This window comes from Actinotalea sp. Marseille-Q4924 (assembly GCF_916618755.1).
Lineage (GTDB): Bacteria > Actinomycetota > Actinomycetes > Actinomycetales > Cellulomonadaceae > Actinotalea.
Genome location: NZ_CAKAKB010000006.1, coordinates 220,062 through 236,606, shown reverse-complemented (window position 1 = coordinate 236,606; position 16,545 = coordinate 220,062). Strand labels below are relative to the sequence as shown.

Annotated in this window: 16 protein-coding genes; 11 read left to right on the top strand and 5 right to left on the bottom strand. The window is 73.5% G+C overall.

Features of this window, described 5'->3' with window-relative positions:
- Window positions 1-393, top strand: coding sequence for a type II toxin-antitoxin system VapC family toxin (locus LG379_RS16175; protein ID WP_225755619.1), 393 nt, complete (start codon window positions 1-3; stop codon window positions 391-393).
- A gap of 28 nt (window positions 394-421) precedes the next feature.
- Here the strand turns inward: LG379_RS16175 and LG379_RS16170 are convergent, their stop codons facing one another.
- The 3 genes from LG379_RS16170 to LG379_RS16160 all read right to left on the bottom strand — a co-directional run bounded on the left by LG379_RS16170 (window position 422) and on the right by LG379_RS16160 (window position 3,223).
- Window positions 422-1,441 (bottom strand): squalene cyclase, encoded by a 1,020-nt coding sequence (locus tag LG379_RS16170; protein WP_225755618.1) that lies wholly within the window; start codon window positions 1,439-1,441, stop codon window positions 422-424.
- A complete protein-coding gene (locus tag LG379_RS16165; protein ID WP_225755617.1) occupies window positions 1,438-1,899 on the bottom strand; it encodes an iron chaperone in 462 nt (153 codons plus the stop codon). Before LG379_RS16165 ends, LG379_RS16170 begins: the two co-directional genes overlap by 4 nt.
- 292 nt (window positions 1,900-2,191) lie before the next feature.
- Window positions 2,192-3,223: a LacI family DNA-binding transcriptional regulator gene (locus LG379_RS16160; RefSeq protein WP_225755616.1), complete on the bottom strand. Its 1,032-nt coding sequence runs from the start codon at window positions 3,221-3,223 to the stop codon at window positions 2,192-2,194.
- Window positions 3,224-3,472: 249 nt separating this feature from the next.
- Between LG379_RS16160 and LG379_RS16155 the strand changes: the two genes are divergently transcribed.
- The 4 genes from LG379_RS16155 to LG379_RS16140 all read left to right on the top strand — a co-directional run bounded on the left by LG379_RS16155 (window position 3,473) and on the right by LG379_RS16140 (window position 8,686).
- Complete coding sequence (locus LG379_RS16155; protein ID WP_225755615.1) at window positions 3,473-4,792, top strand: extracellular solute-binding protein; 1,320 nt, start codon at window positions 3,473-3,475, stop codon at window positions 4,790-4,792.
- A gap of 182 nt (window positions 4,793-4,974) precedes the next feature.
- Entirely contained in the window at window positions 4,975-5,850 is an 876-nt protein-coding gene (locus tag LG379_RS16150; protein WP_225755614.1) for a carbohydrate ABC transporter permease, read from the top strand.
- Window positions 5,847-6,908, top strand: a complete 1,062-nt coding sequence (locus LG379_RS16145; RefSeq protein WP_225755613.1) for a carbohydrate ABC transporter permease — start codon at window positions 5,847-5,849, stop codon at window positions 6,906-6,908. Before LG379_RS16150 ends, LG379_RS16145 begins: the two co-directional genes overlap by 4 nt.
- The gene (locus tag LG379_RS16140; protein WP_370634553.1) at window positions 6,806-8,686 is read left to right on the top strand and encodes a glycoside hydrolase family 127 protein; all 1,881 of its coding nucleotides are present in this window, start codon (window positions 6,806-6,808) and stop codon (window positions 8,684-8,686) included. The genes LG379_RS16145 and LG379_RS16140 overlap by 103 nt, the downstream gene beginning before the upstream one ends.
- A 116-nt stretch (window positions 8,687-8,802) precedes the next feature.
- Here the strand turns inward: LG379_RS16140 and LG379_RS16135 are convergent, their stop codons facing one another.
- Window positions 8,803-9,738, bottom strand: coding sequence for an alpha/beta fold hydrolase (locus tag LG379_RS16135; protein WP_225755612.1), 936 nt, complete (start codon window positions 9,736-9,738; stop codon window positions 8,803-8,805).
- A 200-nt stretch (window positions 9,739-9,938) separates the two neighbouring features.
- On the opposite strand from LG379_RS16135, the gene LG379_RS16130 reads away from it, so the two are divergent.
- The 6 genes from LG379_RS16130 to LG379_RS16105 all read left to right on the top strand — a co-directional run bounded on the left by LG379_RS16130 (window position 9,939) and on the right by LG379_RS16105 (window position 15,925).
- The gene (locus LG379_RS16130) at window positions 9,939-10,544 is read left to right on the top strand and encodes a DUF2510 domain-containing protein (protein WP_225755611.1); all 606 of its coding nucleotides are present in this window, start codon (window positions 9,939-9,941) and stop codon (window positions 10,542-10,544) included.
- 162 nt (window positions 10,545-10,706) lie between these two features.
- The gene (locus tag LG379_RS16125; protein ID WP_225755610.1) at window positions 10,707-11,456 is read left to right on the top strand and encodes an alpha/beta fold hydrolase; all 750 of its coding nucleotides are present in this window, start codon (window positions 10,707-10,709) and stop codon (window positions 11,454-11,456) included.
- Window positions 11,457-11,880: 424 nt separating this feature from the next.
- Window positions 11,881-13,101 (top strand): acyl-CoA dehydrogenase family protein, encoded by a 1,221-nt coding sequence (locus tag LG379_RS16120; protein ID WP_225755609.1) that lies wholly within the window; start codon window positions 11,881-11,883, stop codon window positions 13,099-13,101.
- Window positions 13,102-13,224: 123 nt separating this feature from the next.
- Window positions 13,225-14,106, top strand: coding sequence for a MetQ/NlpA family ABC transporter substrate-binding protein (locus LG379_RS16115; protein ID WP_225755608.1), 882 nt, complete (start codon window positions 13,225-13,227; stop codon window positions 14,104-14,106).
- An 89-nt stretch (window positions 14,107-14,195) separates the two neighbouring features.
- Entirely contained in the window at window positions 14,196-15,266 is a 1,071-nt protein-coding gene (locus LG379_RS16110; RefSeq protein WP_225755760.1) for a methionine ABC transporter ATP-binding protein, read from the top strand.
- Entirely contained in the window at window positions 15,263-15,925 is a 663-nt protein-coding gene (locus tag LG379_RS16105) for a methionine ABC transporter permease (protein ID WP_225755607.1), read from the top strand. Before LG379_RS16110 ends, LG379_RS16105 begins: the two co-directional genes overlap by 4 nt.
- 72 nt (window positions 15,926-15,997) lie before the next feature.
- On the opposite strand, the gene LG379_RS16100 is transcribed toward LG379_RS16105, so the two are convergent.
- Window positions 15,998-16,420 (bottom strand): hypothetical protein, encoded by a 423-nt coding sequence (locus tag LG379_RS16100; protein WP_225755606.1) that lies wholly within the window; start codon window positions 16,418-16,420, stop codon window positions 15,998-16,000.
- Window positions 16,421-16,545 lie beyond the last annotated feature (125 nt).

Genomic DNA, 16,545 nt, shown 5'->3' with positions numbered 1-16,545 from the left:
GTGGCGCACTACATGGACACGTCGGCGCTGACGAAGCTCGTCGTCGCCGAGCCGGAGTCGCCAGCCCTCCACGGGTGGGCGACGACGCCCGGACGCGTCCTCGTGGGCTCCGATCTCGCGCGAACCGAACTCGTCCGTGCCGTCCGACGGGTCGACGCGACGTTCGCGCTGGCCGCCCGGGCGGTGCTGGATGCGCTCGTCCTCATCCGTGCCACCTCGGCCGTCTTCGAGTCGGCGGCCCGCCTCGACCCGCCTGGGCTGCGCACGCTCGACGTCCTGCACCTGGCGACCGCCCTGAGCCTGGGCGACGACCTCGAGGCGATGGTCACCTACGACGAACGACTGGCACAGGCCTGCGCGCCCTACGGGCTCGCCGTCCTCGCACCGGCCTGAGCCCACCGGCCGGTCCGCCGAGCCGTCGTCAGCCCGGCGTCGCCGCGTCCCACCACGCGAGCGCCCGGAGCGCGTGGAACGTCAGCCACTTCGACGGCTCCCCGGCCGGGGCGTCGACCTCGAACCACACCCGGCCCGGGTGCCGCCGCTCCTGCATCCACGTGCCGTCCGACTGCCGCGCCCGGCGGATGACGTCGACGGCGTCGGCCAGCCGGGGGTCCGGTGCGACGTCGTCGTGCAGCGCCGCCTCGCGGAAGTGGTCCACGGCGTTGAGCGCGCTGTAGAACCACCGGAACGGGTAGACGAACCGGGTCGCCCAGTGCGCGACGACCTCACCGGTCGACTTCCGGTACAGCAGCCGCCGCTCGAGCAGGTACTCCTCGCCGGCGTGTCTCGCCGCACGGAGCCCGCCGTCGGCCCCGGTCGCGCGCTCGTAGTACAGCAACCCCTTGATCGAGTTCAGCGTCGAGTGGAACGACGAGCGCGTGGATCCCTCCACCCACTCGCAGTTCCACCCGCCGTCGGGCATCCGGTGCTCGACGAACCACCGCGCGAGCCGGGACACGTCTACGCCGAGCCACGCGCCGTTGGCGAGCGTGTACGCGTTGATGCAGGCGTCGACCTCCCCGTCCCAGTAGGGCAGGTCGTCGTACTCCCACCGGCTGTTCGCCCCCAGCCGCTCGGCGGTGTCGCCGAGGACGGTGCCGTCGACGCCCCAGTCCCGCAGGGTGTTGAGGGACCACGTCGTCGCGGTCCAGGGCTGGCCGGCGTCGTCGGCGGCCTCGGGGCCGTGGAAGTCGAAGTCACCGGGGAAGTACGCGCCGCCGGCCCACTGCCCGTCCGGGTCCTGGAGGGCGAGGAGCTGCGCGCCCATGCCCTCCGTCGCGACCCGCGCGCGCGTCGCCTCCCACACGTCCGCCGGCGCGCCCGCGAGATCCCGCTCGACCTGCCACCGCAGGGCAGGGTCGCTGTCGAGCAGCCACGCCAGCAGCCCGGGATCGACGACGACGGCGCCCGTGCCTCCCGACCCGTCGGCTGCCGCGCTCACTGGACGGCCCGACGGACGAGGTCGGCGATCCGCTCTTCCTCCGCCGCGCTGATCCCGGTCAACGCGTACGACGTCGGCCACATGGCGCCGTCGTCGTGCCGGGCCTCGTCACTGAAGCCGAGCGTCGCGTACCGGGCCTTGAACTTGGCCGCGTCCTGGAAGAAGCAGACGACCTTGCCGTCCTTGGCGTAGGCGGGCATGCCGTACCAGGTGCGGCAGGTGAGCTCCGGCGCGGCGGCGCGGACGATGGCGTGGACACGCTCGGCGAGCATGCGGTCCGGCTCCGGCATCTCCGCGATCCGCGCCAGGACCTCCGCCTCCTGGTCCTTCCCCTTGCCGCTGCGCGCGGCCCTGACCTCGCGTGCGCGGTCCTTCATCGCGGCGCGCTCCTCGGCCGTGAGCCCTTCCTGCTCGGCGTTGCGCGTGCTGCTGGTGTCGGACTTCGTCGTCCTCGCCATGGTCGGCTCCCCTCCGTGTGGCCCGTGGGCCACCAGGATGCCTCGGCGGAGGGCGACGGCGCCCATTCACGGCATCAGGGCGACCGCCGCTCATCAACCCACCGGGCATCAAGGCCTCGGTCTGCACCTCAGCCCGCAGCACCGGACGTGCTCAGGTCGTCCCAGAGAGGACGACCCCGCCCGCGAGGACGACCCACGGAAGCGCGGTCGCCGCCACACCCGACGGGACGAAGCCCGGTCGGCATCCCCCCTGCTGGTGGCGGTCCCGTTCTCGGTGGCGTGCTGGTGGCGCTCAGGCGCCCCGCACCGTCGATCCGCGCACCACCACGGTGCACTCGACGCGCTCGACGCCGGCCGTGGACCGCCCCTCGATCGCCGCGACCAGCCGCTGCGCCGCCCGCCGCCCGATCGTCTTGAAGTTCATGTCGACGGTGGTGAGCAGGGGGCGGGCGCCGGCGACCATGGGGTCCCAGTTGTCGAAGCCCATGACGGCGACGTCGTCCGGCACGTCGAGGCGCCGGTCGCGCAGGGCGTCGAGGACGCCCCGCGCGATCTGGTCACTGCCGGCGAGGATCGCGTCGACCTCGGCGCCGCCCTCGAGCAGCGAGTCGGTCGCGGCGCGTCCCCACGCCTCGGTCCAGCTGCCGTAGCGGACCGGCCCCACGAGCTCGAGGTTGACGTCGAGCATCGCCTCCCGGGCGCCGGCCGCGCGCTCCCGGGCCGCGGCGTACGTCTCCGGGCCAGTGATGTGGGCGACGCGCGTCCGCCCGAGCGAGATGAGGTGTTGGGTGGCGAGCACGCCGGCGTTGAGGTTGTCCGGGACCACCGACGCGTCGGTGTCGTCGGTCGACGGCGCGTACGCGTAGACCGCCGGGACGGGGAGGGCGTGGCCGAGCGAGGGCCGCGGGTCCGTCGAGCTGCCGACGACGATGAGCCCGTCCACACGCCGGCCCAGCAGCGCCTTGAGGTGGTACTGCTCGCGGATCGCGTCTTCGCGGGCGTCGCACAGCAGGACCGACATCTGCCCGGCGCCGAAAGCGTCTTCGGCACCCATGAGGATCGGCAGGCTGAACCGGCCCTCGAGGTCGTTCGTCAGGAGGCCCACGGTGCCGGTCTGCCCGGCCAGGATCGCCTTGGCGAGGCTGTTCGGGGTGAAGGACAGGCGCTCGGCCGCCTCCACCACGCGGCGCCTCGTGTCCGGGTGGACGTTGTCCCTCCCGTTCAGCGCCTTCGACGCCGTGGCCACGGACACACCCGCCACCTGCGCGACGTCGCGCAGCGTGACCGTGCGCGGCCGCGTCGTGGCGTCCTCCGTGGTGGCCACGGCGTCCCTCCAACACGTTTCGGTGACGAAAACCGAGTCACACCCTAGACCTGTTGACCACGTTCTGACCACGATGCTACGGTGCAGAAACCGGTTTCGGGAACTTTCGGGACCGGCGGTGCGGCGAGGTCGCCGGACCGGCCGACCGCGGGACGTTGCACGCCCCGCGCCCATCTGGATCGACGAGGATCGGAGACGGCGATGACCCCCACGACGCACGGTGCTCGTCCCACGGACGAAGGAGCTCCGTTGAGAGTCACCGACAGCAGCGGTCGCGCCAGCGGCGGCCGCACCGGGCGCCGGCGCGCGCTCGGCCTCACCGCGACCACGATCGCCGCCGCCCTGACGCTCGCCGCGTGCGGCGGGGGTGACGGCGACGGCGACGCCGACGCGGGCACGGATGGCGGGACCGAGGATGTCTCACAGGGCGACGGCACCGTCACCGTGTGGCACTACTTCAGCGACGACAACCAGGTCCGGCTCATGGACGAGTTCGCGGCCAAGTTCGAGAGCGAGCGGGAGGGCGTCACCGTCGAGAACGTCTACGTCCCGTACGACGAGATGAACTCCAAGGTCATCGCCGCAGCCGGCTCCCAGACCGGCCCCGACGTCGTCGTCTTCAACGGCGCCGAGACCGCCACGCTGGCCCTGGCAGGCGCGCTCGCGCCGCTCGACGACTACTGGAGCGGGTACGAGGACGCGGGCGAGTTCCCCGACTCCGTGATCCACCAGGTCGAGGGCCAGACCTACGCGGTCCAGGGCTACGTCAACCTCCTGGGCCTCTGGTACAACGCCGAGATCCTCGAGGAGATCGGCGTCGAGCCCCCCACCACCCTGGATGAGCTCGAGGAAGCCATGGCCGCAGCTGCCGACGCCGGCTACGAGGGCATCACCCTCTCCGGGCTCCCGCAGGGCCAGGGCGAGTGGCAGGCCTACCCGTGGCTGTCCGCCGAGGGCTTCACCTACGAGGACCCCGACGCCGCGGCGCTCGAGGCCGGCCTGGCCCGCGTCCGCGGGTGGGTCGACAACGGTTGGCTGTCGCAGCAGGCCGTCACCTGGGACCAGACCGTCCCGTTCCAGGAGTTCGCCGCGGGAGGCGTCGCCTTCGCCGAGAACGGCAACTGGCAGATGGGCACCGCCGAGTCCGACGCGACGTTCGAGTACGGCGTCGTCCCGCTCCCGCTCGGTGACGACGGCCAGGTCTACCTCGGCGGTGAGGGCCAGGGCATCGGCGCCTACAGCCAGGACCCCGACCTCGCGTGGGAGTACCTCACCGCCACCTATCTCGACGCCGAGGGACAGCTCCTCCCCGTCGAGATCGTCGGCTCGATCCCCTCGCGCAGCGACGCGGCACAGGACGAGATGGTGACCGGCAACGACCTGCTCCAGCCGTTCGCGGAGACGATCGAGAAGTACGGCGCCAACTACCCCTCGCCGGCGATCCCCCCGGAGAGCGTCGGTGACGTCCAGCTCACCGTCGGCCAGGCGTGGAGCGCCGCGCTCGGTGGCCAGCAGTCGCCCGCCGACGCCGCACAGGGCGTCGTGGAGCAGCTGCAGAACCTGGGCTGACGCGCACGGGCGGGCCGGTGCACGCCGGCCCGCCCACCGCGCACGGTCCTCGAGGCTCCGGACCTTCGTCCGGGGGACCGGCGACGACGACTGCCACCCGAGGGGGCGACATGACTTCACAGCTTGCGCCGACCGCCGCTCCGGCGGGCGTCTCGACGGCGAGCCGACGGCGGGGTCGGCGGATGAGCCAGCGGCAGGTGCGCCTGCTCTTCCTGGCGCCGGCCGCGATCTTCCTCGTCCTGTTCAGCCTCTTCCCACTCGTGCAGCTGCTGCGGATGAGCGTCAGCGAGGTCACCGCCCGGACGCTCAACGCTGAGTGGGTGTTCACCGGGCTGGAGAACTTCCGCAGGTCCTTCGACGGCGGGGAGGGGACCGACGCGCTGCTGCGGACGGGCATCTTCGTCCTCGTCGTCACGCTCCTCGGCATGCTGCTGGGCCTGGCGGCCGCGATCGCGCTGCGCACCCGAGGGCGCTGGTCCGCGGCGCTGCTCGCGCTCATGGTCTTCGTCTGGGCCCTGCCTCCGGTCGTCAACGGCTCGGTGTGGAAGTTCCTCCTCGGCGACCGCGGCCTGTTCAACATGATCGTGCTGGAGCTGGGCCTGCGGGACACCCCGATGCCGTTCCTCTACGACCAGTACTGGGCGCTCATGTCCGTGGCGTTCGTGAACTCCTTCGCGGTCATCCCGTTCAACGCGCTGGTCTTCCGTGCCGCGCTCATGAACATCCCGCCCGAGACGTTCGAGGCCGCGGCGCTGGACGGCGCGAACAAGTGGCAGGAGGTGCGGCACGTCATGCTGCCCGCCGTCCGACCGACCACCCTCGTGCTGCTCGTCCTCACGGTGGTCTACGGCTTCCGGAGCTTCGACTTCATCTACGTCATGACCTACGGCGGCCCCGGGACAGCGACCAACACGCTGCCGTTCCTGGGCTACCTCCAGGCCTTCGCCCGGTTCGACTTCGGCCTCGGCGCCGCGACGTCCGTGGCGACCGTGCTGGGTGTGCTCGTGCTGGCCGCCGTCTATGCCCGCAGCATCCGCCGTGAGGAGGCCGAGTCGTGAACTACACGAAGGCCGGCCCGGTCACGACCACGGTCAAGCTGTTGCTGACCCTCATGTACGGCGTGCCGATCCTCTGGATCGTCCTCACCTCGTTCAAGAGCTCGCAGGACGTCTTCAGCACGCAGGCGTCGTTCCTCTTCCGGCCGGTCGTCACCGCCTACGTCGACGCGCTCGACGGCGCCCTTGCCGACGCGCTCCTGAAGTCCGTCCAGATCGCGGCCGGCACGACGGCCCTCGTCCTGCTCATCGCGATCCCCGCGGCGTACGGCCTGGCCCGCACCCGCGGGTGGATCACGACGCTCGGGCTGGGCCTGCTCATCGTGCTGCAGATGATGCCGCAGACCGCCACCGTCATCCCGCTGTTCCAGATCTTCGGCGACTGGCGGCTCCTGGACCGCACGACCGGTGTGATCATCGCGGACGCCGCCCTGCTCACCCCCTTCGCGACCCTCCTGCTGCGCCCGTTCTTCCGGGCGGTCCCGCGCGAGCTCGAGGAGGCGGGTGCGATCGACGGCGCCTCGACGCTGCGGACCTTCTGGTCCGTGGTGCTGCCCGTGGCCCGCAACGGCGCGTTCACCGTCGGGACGCTCGTGTTCCTGCTGGCGTGGGGCGAGTTCCTCTACGCCGTGAACTTCTTCCTCTCACCGGGCAGCTACCCGCTCAGCGCCCTGCTGGCCCAGCAGGTCTCCGCGTTCGGCATCGACTGGCCCGGCCTCATGGCCCTCGCCGTCCTCACGTCGATCCCGATCCTGCTCGTCTTCGCCGCCACCTACCGGCTGCTGCGCGACGGGCTCACCGTCGCGCGGTCAAGTGACCGACGCCGCTCGCCGACCCCCCCGCCCCGTCCGCACCGACCGCACCGCACCGCACCGCACCGCACCAGGAGATCGCCATGCCTGCCGTCCCGACCAGCACCCCCGACAGTACGGACGCCGGTCACAACCACGGCCTGCCCGTGGCGCCGTCGTCGGGGGCCCTGCGACCGCTCGGCCTCGACGACGTCACCCTTGAGCACGGCTTCCTCGCCGACCTCCAGGCCCTCAACGCCGCGGCGATGATCGGCCACTGCGCGACGTGGGTGGAGCGCGCCGGGTGGGTCGACAACTTCGACGCTGCCGTCGAGGGCCGGCTGCCGCAGGACAGGAAGGGCCGGGAGTTCTCCGACTCCGACGTCTACAAGCTCATGGAGGCCATGGCCTGGGAGATCGGGCGGACCGGCGACCAGCACCTCGACGAGCTGTTCCGCTCGTACACCGCGCGGATCGCCCCGGTGCAGGAGCCGGATGGCTACCTCAACACGATGTTCGGCCGGCCCGGCCAGGGCGAGCGGTACAGCGACCTGCAGTGGGGGCACGAGCTGTACTGCTTCGGCCACCTGATCCAGGCCGGCGTCGCCCGCGCGCGGACCACCGGCGCCGACGACGACTTCGTGCGCGTCGCGGTCCGGGCGGCGGACCACGTGTGCGAGGCCTTCGGCCCGGACGGCAACGCCGGCGTGTGCGGTCACCCCGAGATCGAGGTCGCGCTCGTGGAGCTGTACCGCCTCACCGGCGACCAGAGGTACCTGGACCAGGCGCGGCTGTTCGTCGAGCGCCGCGGCCGCGGCGTCCTCGGCGACATCGAGTTCGGCGCGCAGTACTACCAGGACCACCAGCCGGTGCGGGAGCAGACGGTCTTCGACGGCCACGCCGTCCGCGCGCTGTACCTTGCGGCCGGCGCCGCGGACCTGGCGATCGAGGACGGCGACGACCAGCTGCTGGAGACCATCACCCGGCAGACCCTGACGACGCTCGCACGGCGCACGTATCTCACCGGCGGGATGGGCGCGCACCATGAGGGCGAGTCCTTCGGGGCCGACCATGAGCTGCCCCCGGACCGTGCCTACTCCGAGACCTGCGCCGGCGTGGCGTCGGTGATGCTGAACCACCGGCTCCTGCTCGCGACCGGCGAGGCCCGCCACGCAGACGCCGTCGAGCGCACCCTCTACAACGTCGTCGCCACGAGCCCGGCGGAGGACGGCCGCGCGTTCTACTACACGAACACGCTGCACCAGCGGACTCCCGGGCAACCGGCCGACCCCGAGCACGCCAGCCCCCGCGCCGCATCCAGCCTGCGGGCACCGTGGTTCCACGTGTCCTGCTGCCCGACGAACGTCGCGCGCACCGTCGCCTCCCTGGGGGCGTACCTGGCGTCGACCGACGACTCCGGCGTCCAGCTCCACCAGTACGCCGGGTCGACCGTCCGCGCGCACCTCCCCCAGGGCGACGTCGTCCTGCGCGTGGTCACGGACTACCCGGCCGACGGCGTCGTCCGGGTCGAGGTGGTCGAGGCGCCGTCGGCGGCGTGGACGCTGAGCCTGCGCGTGCCCGCGTGGGCCGAGGGGGCGACGCTCGAGGTGGCCGGCGGCCCGGCCGAGACCGTGGCGCCCGGGTACAGGCAGGTGGAGCGCACCTTCGCCGCGGGCGACACCGTGGTGCTCACGCTCCCCATGGCGCCGCGGTGGACGTGGCCCGACCCGCGCGTCGACGCGGTCCGCGGACAGGTCGCCGTCGAGCGCGGGCCGCTGGTGATGTGCGTGGAGTCCGTGGACCTGGGTGACGACGTCGCGGCGGTACGCGTCCGCACGGACCAGGCGCCGCGTGAAGAGGACGGGCGCGTCGTCGTCACCGCCTCGACCGTCGACCTCGCCGACACGCCGTGGCCGTACGGCGTGGAGCCCGATGCCGGCGCGGTGCGGGGGAGCAGCGGCGGGGAGCGGTCGGTGCCGCTCGTGCCGTACCACCATTGGGCGAACCGCGGGCCGTCGACCATGCGGGTGTGGATGCCGACGATCTGACGCTCGATCTGGCGGCGTCACCCGGTGCGCTGCCGAGCACCCTCCTCATCCCGAACGGCCGGAGGAGGGCGCTCGGCGGCCCGTGCGCCGGCGTCGGAGCGCTCGGTGCCGCCGGCTCAGGCGCGCTGCGCGTCCACGGTGTGCTCCGCCTGCCACCGCTCCGCGAAGGACCGCACGCGCGGCACGAGCAGCTCGACCGACGCCTCGGGGTCGTGCACGAACAGCAGGTGCTCGGGGGAGGCCACGACGACCAGCTGCTTCGAGGGCGCCTCGATCCGCGCGAAGACCGCGCGCGTGTAGGCGAGCGGGAACAGCGGGTCCCCGCTCGTGGCGACGACGACGACGGGGCACGTCACCGGCTGCGTCACGTCCTCCTCGAGCATCTCGGCCAGGAAGCGCAGCGGGTACGAGCGGCGCCCGAGCGGGTCGGTCCAGAACTGCTCGGCGGTGGCGGCGTCGCGGGTGACGCGAGCCATCTCCAGGTACATCCCGAACGGCACGGGCAGCCGCGGCGCGACCTGTGCCACCCCACGCAGGGCGGCCCGGAGCGCCGAGTACGCAGGAGCCAATGCTCTGGGGAGGCGCGTCGTGGCGAGCGTCTCCGGCAGCGAGGCGTCGAGCACGTTGTGGGCGACGACGCCGGCCGCGAGGTCCGTGCGGGCGGCGACGGCGATCGCGAGCACACCGCCCTGGCTGGTCCCGAGCAGCACCGGAGGGGCGTCGGGGAAGGTCGAGCGCACCCACGCGAGCGCGTCCAACGCGTTCCCGACGACGGTGGCGAACGTCAGCGGGTGGCGGGTGCGGGGGCTCTTGCCGTGCCCGGCGGCGTGCAGCCCGACGACCGTGAGGCCGCGGCGGTTCAGGCCGTCGAGGAACTCCTCGTAGAACAGGGGATGGGTCATCGTCCCCGGCAGGAAGAGGACGGCGGGGGCACCGGGATCGCCCCGCCAGACGGACAGCACGATCGGCGCCGCGCTCCCGTCGAGCACCACCTCGTCGTAGGCCTCGGGGCGCTGGACGTCGTTGATCAGGCGTTCGTGCGGCGTGCGCATCGCGGTTCCGTCCGTCGTCCGGCGCGCGGCTCGCGCCGTCCTTGACGGCCACGCTGCTGCCGCGTCGGCCCGGCCTCAAGGGCCGGAGGTCCGTGCCGCGCTCGTGCCTGGGTGCGAGAACCCGCGCCGGACGGCGCTCGCCGCGGCGGTCAGCCGAACGGCCCATCACGCGTGCGAGCGGCGGTGCCGACACAGTCGCCATGACCTCCCCGACGACGGCGCCCGCCGGCTGGTATCCCGACGGCGCACTGCCCGGGGTGCTGCGCTGGTTCGACGGCACCTCCTGGACCGAGCACGTGACCCCGGACCAGTCCGCGATGCCCGCGCAGCCATCGGCACGGCCGGACGCCGTGGGCGGGGACCCGGCGCCGTGGCAGCCGCTCGTTCCCCTGGCTGCACAGCCGGCTGTGGCATCGGCCGCCGCACCGGGACCCTGGCAGCAGCAGGGTCCCTGGCAACAGCACGGTGCGTGGCAGCAGCAGGGTCCCTGGCAGCAGCCGGGTGCGTGGGAGCAGCCGGCGCCGTGGCAGTACGCCCAGCCGGCGCCCGCCGACAACGGCCCGTCGACCGCCGTGCACTGGATGCTCCCGGTCGGTCGCTCGTGGCAGTCGGTGGTGGCGGGCTACCTCGGGCTGCTGTCGCTCGGCTTCTGGGTGCTCGGACCGTTCGCGATCGCGTCGGGCGTCTGGGCCCTCGTGCGCGCGCAGGACGGCGGCCATGGTCGCGGCCGGGCGATCACCGGCATCCTCGGCGGCGGGATCGGCTGCGTCATCCTGCTCGCGTTCGCCCTCAACGCCGGAGGCTGAGGCCGCCCAGAGCGTCGCCCGCCCATGACTGGGGAGCTTGTGTTGCGCCATGTGCGACGGATCTTCCCCACAGCGGCAGCGTCGCGGTAGCGGCTGGGGCGCGGGCGCGCACGGCAGCGGGCGCGCTAGGCACCCCGCACCTTCCGGACATACCGTGACGAGATGACCACGGTGGAGGTGTGGGGGAGCGGCCAGCGCGTCGTCCTCGTCCACGGGTCCGTCGCCACGGGGCCCACGGAGTGGCAGGGCCAGCGCGTCCTCGCGGATGCCGGCTACGAGCTCGTCGTCCCCACCCGTCGCGCCTATGCGGAGACGCCGGTGACGCGCGGCGAGGACGTCGTCGGCGATGCCGCCGAGATCGCCGACCTGCTCGGCGACGGCGGACATCTCGTGGGCCACTCCTCCGGCGGGCTCGTCGCGCTGCTCGCCGCCGCTGCCCGGCCGGACGCGGTCCGTTCGCTCGTCGTCGCCGAGCCGCCCGCGTTCTCCCTTGCCGAGCACGAGCCGGCCGTCGCCCGGCTGCGGGCCGACGTCGAGCCGCTGTTCAGCGAGGCGATGAGCGACCGCGCCTTCCTCGAGGAGTTCCTGCCCGCCGTGGGCAGCCCGGTCGACGAGCTGCCGACGACCGTCCTGGAGGAGTGGGAGCGTCTCGTCCCCGCGCTGCGCCGCGGGACGCTCATGTGGGACGTCGTCGTGCCGGTGCAGGCGCTCGCGGACGCGCCCTTCCGGATCGTCGTCGTGTCGGGCGGGCACCATCCCGGGTTCACGGCGATGTGCACGCACCTCGCGCAGGCGGTCGGCGGCGAGCACGTCGTCCGGCCCGGCGCCGGCCACGAGGTCCAGGAGGCGCCCGGCTTCACCGACCTGCTACGCCGCGTCTGGAACGGCCGCCCGACCGACTCGCCGATCTGAGGCGTCACCCGTCCAGCGGTGCGCGCCGCCCGCCCGCCGCACCTCGATCGATCTCACTCACCGGACAGCCCGGCGCGGTCCCAGGCCCGCTGTGCCAGGTTCTCCGCCATGTCCCGCACCCGCCTGCTCTGCCTGCCGCGCGCCGTCGTCGGCATGCGAATGCGCAGCGCCGGGTGGGACATCGCGACCGTCCGCTGACCTCCCCGGGCTCCGCCCGGACCTCGAGGCCCGACGCCGCACCCCTCACCGCACGGCGCTGACCGCCGCCTGCCCGCGTCCCTGGCGCGCCCGGCGGCGTCCGCACGCCCGGTGACCCGTCTCCCCGGCTCCCGTCGACCGACCGACCCCGGCACCTCCGCGCCGACCGGCCCGCACCCCTGCGGCCGACGACGCCCCGCGTGCCCGTCACCGACGAGGACCACCCATGCCCACGCACGACGTCCTGGCGCAGCTGCGCCCGACCCTGGACCGCATCGCCGCCGGCGCCGCCGACCGCGAGCGCACCCGCACCCTGCCGTTCGAGCCCGTCGTGTGGCTCCGCGACGCGGGCTTCGGCGCCCTGCGCGTCCCGACCGAGCTCGGCGGCGCCGGCCTCTCCCTGCCGGAGCTCGTCGAGGTCGTCACCGAGGTCGCCCGCGCGGACTCCAACGTCGCGCACCTGTGGCGTGGCCACTTCGCCGTCGTCGAGCATGCCCTGCTCGGCGACGACCCCGAGCGGCGCCGCCGCTGGGCGAGCGCGGCCGTCGGCGGCGTCGTCGTCGGCAACGCCAGCAGCGAGCAGGGCAACGGCGGCCTGTGGGACACCCGCACCCGGCTGACCCAGGACGAGGACGGCCGCTGGTGGCTGGACGGCATCAAGTACTACTCGACCGGCACGATCTTCGCGGACTGGGTCAACGTCGGGGCGGTGCTGCCCGACGGGACCCGCGCCGGCGTCCTCGTCCCGGTCACCGCCCCCGGCGTGCGGGTCGACGACGACTGGGACGGCTTCGGCCAGCGCCTCACCGGCAGCGGCACGACGCACCTGGACCGCGTGCCCGTCGAGGCGCGGGACATCACGCCGTTCGGTTCCGTGCGGCCGGCGTTCCTCGGCGCGTACTACCAGCTGTACCTGCTGGCGGTGCTGTGCGGGATCGGTCGGGCCGTCGTCGACGACGCCGTCGCGTTCGTCCGCCCGCGCACGCGCACCTTCGGTCGGGGGGACGCCCCGCCGCCGCGGCACGACCCGCTGGTCCAAGGCGTCGTCGGGCGCCTGCGCGCCGCGAGCTTCGCCGCCGACGCCGCCACCGCGGTCGCCGCCGCGCGCCTCGGCGAGCTGCTGGACCGGGGAGCCGTCGCGACCGACGACGACGAGGCCGCCGCCGACGTCGCCGTCTACCAGGCCCAGGTCGTCGTGTGCGACGCAGTGCTCCGCGCCACGACCGAGCTGTTCGAGGTGGGCGGGGCGTCGTCGACCGCCGTCGGCCGCGGGCTCGACCGGCACTGGCGCAACGCCCGCACCATCGCGTGCCACAACCCCGTCGTGGAGAAGGAGCGCCTGCTCGGCGACCACCTGCTCAACGGCACGCCGCCGTCGGCGACGTTCGCGACGCGCGTCCCCGATCGGCTCCCCGAGCCCGCGTCCGTCCCCGCCCTCGTGCGCTGAGGCGCGCCCGCTCGACCCGCCCCACCCCCACAGACCCGCGGAGTTGCCGCTCCGCACGCCCCCGGCCACCGCCGGACGGCACCACCCCCGTGCACCACCGTGCACACCCCGGAAGGAACGACCATGCACCGCACCATCCCCGCCGTGGCCCTGCCCATCACGCTCGCGACCGCCCTCTCCGCGTGCTCCGGCGCGCAGGCCGACACCGGCGACGACGGCCCCGTCACCGTCGGCGTCACCGACGCCAGCAAGGACTACTGGCGCACCTTCGAGCAGCTCGCGGCGGAGGAGGGGATCGAGGTCGAGCTGGTGAACTTCACCGACTACGCCCAGCCGAACCCGATCCTCAGCCAGGGCGAGCTCGACCTCAACCAGTTCCAGCACCTGCTGTACCTGGCGAACTACAACGTCAACGCCGACGACGACCTCGTCCCGGTCGGCTCGACGGCGATCTACCAGCTCGGGCTCTACACGACGAAGGGCTACGCGTCGCCCGAGGACCTGCCCGACGGCGCCGAGATCGCGATCCCCAACGACCCGGTCAACCAGGCGCGCGCGCTGCTCGTCCTGCAGTCGGCGGGGCTGGTCGAGCTCGCCGACGGCGGCAACGCGTTCTCCACGCCCGCGGAGGTGGTCGACGGCTCCCGCGTCACGGTCGTCCCGGTCGACGCCAGCCAGACGGCGGTGCAGGTCAACACGATCGACGCCGCGGTGATCAACAACAACTTCGCCGCGGACGCCGGCATCGACCCGACCACGGCGATCTACTCCGACCTCGAGGACACCCGCACCGCGCGGCCGTACCTCAACCTCTGGGTCGCGCGGGCCGACGACGCCGACAACCCCGTCTACGCGCAGCTCGTCGAGATCTACCAGTCCGAGGAGGTCCTGGCCGGGGTGGAGGCGGAGAACAAGGGCACCGCGGTGACCGAGCAGGTCCCCGCCGAGGAGCTGCGGGCGGACCTGACGGAGCTCGAGCAGCTCGTCCGGGACAGCCAGGGCTGAGGCGCGCGGCGGGGCCGGCACGGCCCGACCGTCACCGGCCCCGCACCCGTCTCCCGCAGCACGCAAGGAAGGAACCACCCGTGGACCCCATGGTCTCCCTGCGCGGCGTCTCCAAGGTCTTCGACGGACCGTCGGGACCCGTCCGCGCCGTCGACGACGTCACGCTCGACGTCGCGCGCGGCGAGGTGTTCGGCGTCATCGGCTACTCCGGCGCCGGCAAGAGCACGCTCGTCCGCCTCATCAACGCCCTCGAGCAGCCGACCGCGGGCGAGGTCGTCGTCGACGGCACGCGCCTGAGCGGCCGGCCGGAGCGCGAGGTGCGCCGGGCTCGTGCCGGCATCGGCTTCATCTTCCAGCAGTTCAACCTGTGGCGGTCCCGGACCGTCGCGGGCAACATCGCCTACCCGCTGCGGGTCGCCGGCTGGCCGAAGCAGGACCGTGAGGTGCGCGTCGCGGAGCTGCTCGACTTCGTGGGCCTGGCCGACAAGGCGCGGCAGTACCCCGAGCAGCTGTCCGGCGGGCAGAAGCAGCGCGTCGGCATTGCCCGTGCGCTGGCCACCTCCCCGAGCCTGCTCCTCGCTGACGAGGCGACGAGCGCGCTCGACCCCGAGACGACGAAGGACGTGCTCGACCTGCTCGCGCGTGTCAACCGCGAGCTGGGCGTGACGATCGTCGTCATCACGCACGAGATGAGCGTCGTGTCCTACCTCTGCGACCGCGTCGCCGTCATGGAGTCCGGGCGGGTCGTCGAGGTCGGCGACGTGTACGACCTCTTCTCCCGACCGCAGGCACCGGTCACGCGCCGCTTCATCGGCACAGCGCTGCACGACCGGCCCCGGCCCGACGTCGTCCTGCGCCTGCGCGACCGGCACCCGGGGCGGCTCGTCACGGTCGGCGTGCAGGACGCCGCCGGGCACGCCCCGCTCACCGACGCCTTCCGCGCGCACGGGGTGGCCGGGAACGTCGTCTTCGGCGGGATCACCGAGGTCGGCGCACGCGCGCTCGGCTCGCTCACCTTCGAGCTGACCGGCGCGGACGACGACGTCGCCGCGCTCCTGGCGGACCTGCGCTCCTGGACCGACGTCACCGAGTACGACGCCGACGGCGCCCCGGTCACCGTCGGAGAGGGCGTCGGCGTCGCAGCAGGGGTGGCGCGATGAGCAGCGGCGGTGTGTCCCTGTGGCCGGTGCTCCTCGACGCGCTCTGGGAGACCCTGTGGATGGTCTCCGCGACGCTGGCGATCGGCGGCCTGGGCGGGCTCGTCCTCGGCGTGGCGCTCTACGTCACCCGGCCCGGCAACCTCATGGCCCACCGGCCCGTGCACGTCGTGCTCAACGCGGTGGTCAACACGGTGCGGCCCATCCCGTTCATCATCTTCATCACCGCGATGCTGCCGCTGACGGTGCAGGTCACGGGCACGAGCTACGGCACCAGGGCCGTGATCTTCCCGCTCGCGCTCATGACGGTGTTCGGCACGTCGCGGATCGTCGAGCAGAACCTCGTGGCGCTCGAGCCGGGCGTGGTGGAGGCGGCGCGGGCGGTCGGCGCCGGACCGTTCCGGATCCTGCTGACCATCGTCATCCCCGAGGCGCTGGGCCCGCTGATCCTGGGCTTCACGTTCCTGTTCGTCGCGATCACCGACATGTCGGCGATGGCCGGCGCGGTCGCGGGCGGCGGCCTCGGGGACTTCGCCCTGCAGTACGGGTACCAGCGGTTCGACTACACCGTCACGTGGCTCACGGTCGCGGTGATCATCGTGGTCGTGCAGCTCGCCCAGCTGCTCGGCAACACCCTGGCGCGGCGCGTGCTGCGCCGGTGAGGCACGGGCGGCGCGTGCTGCGCCGCCGGGACGAGCGAGCGGGCGGCGCCGCGTGCGCCGCCCGCGTCGTCGTCAGCGTCCGCGCTTCGGCCCGCCCGGACGTCCGGTGCCGCCGCGGGGGGCGGGCCGCTGCGCGCCCTGCTGCCGACGGCGCGCCCGCTGCTCCGCGCGCTTCTGCGCCAGGACCTGGCCGCGGCGCCACTTCGGCCGGACGCCGTTCGGTGTCGGCAGGTTGAGCAAGGGCCACAGGGCCGCGATCACGCCGATGACGACGGGGACCGCCGCGGTGATGTACCACTCCTGACCCTCGGTGACGAGGGCGGCCGGCCACACGAGCGCCAGTGCGAGTCCGATGCCGGGCGCTGCGACGAGCGCCGCGCTCTCCTTGCGGCCGCCGCCGCTCCACCAGCGCCGGCCGCTGCGCGGGCGACGCCGCCACCAGAACGCGAGCGCGATGAGCACCACGCCCACCACCGACAGCACCGGTGCCACCATGAGTCCGTCCTCGTCCCGTGTCCGACCGTCACCGCGGAGGGGTGCACCCCTCCGACCCGCAGCGTGCCACGTCCGGGGGGCGTCGTCCGAGGATCCGGGCCGACGTCCCCGCATCGGAGCAGCGC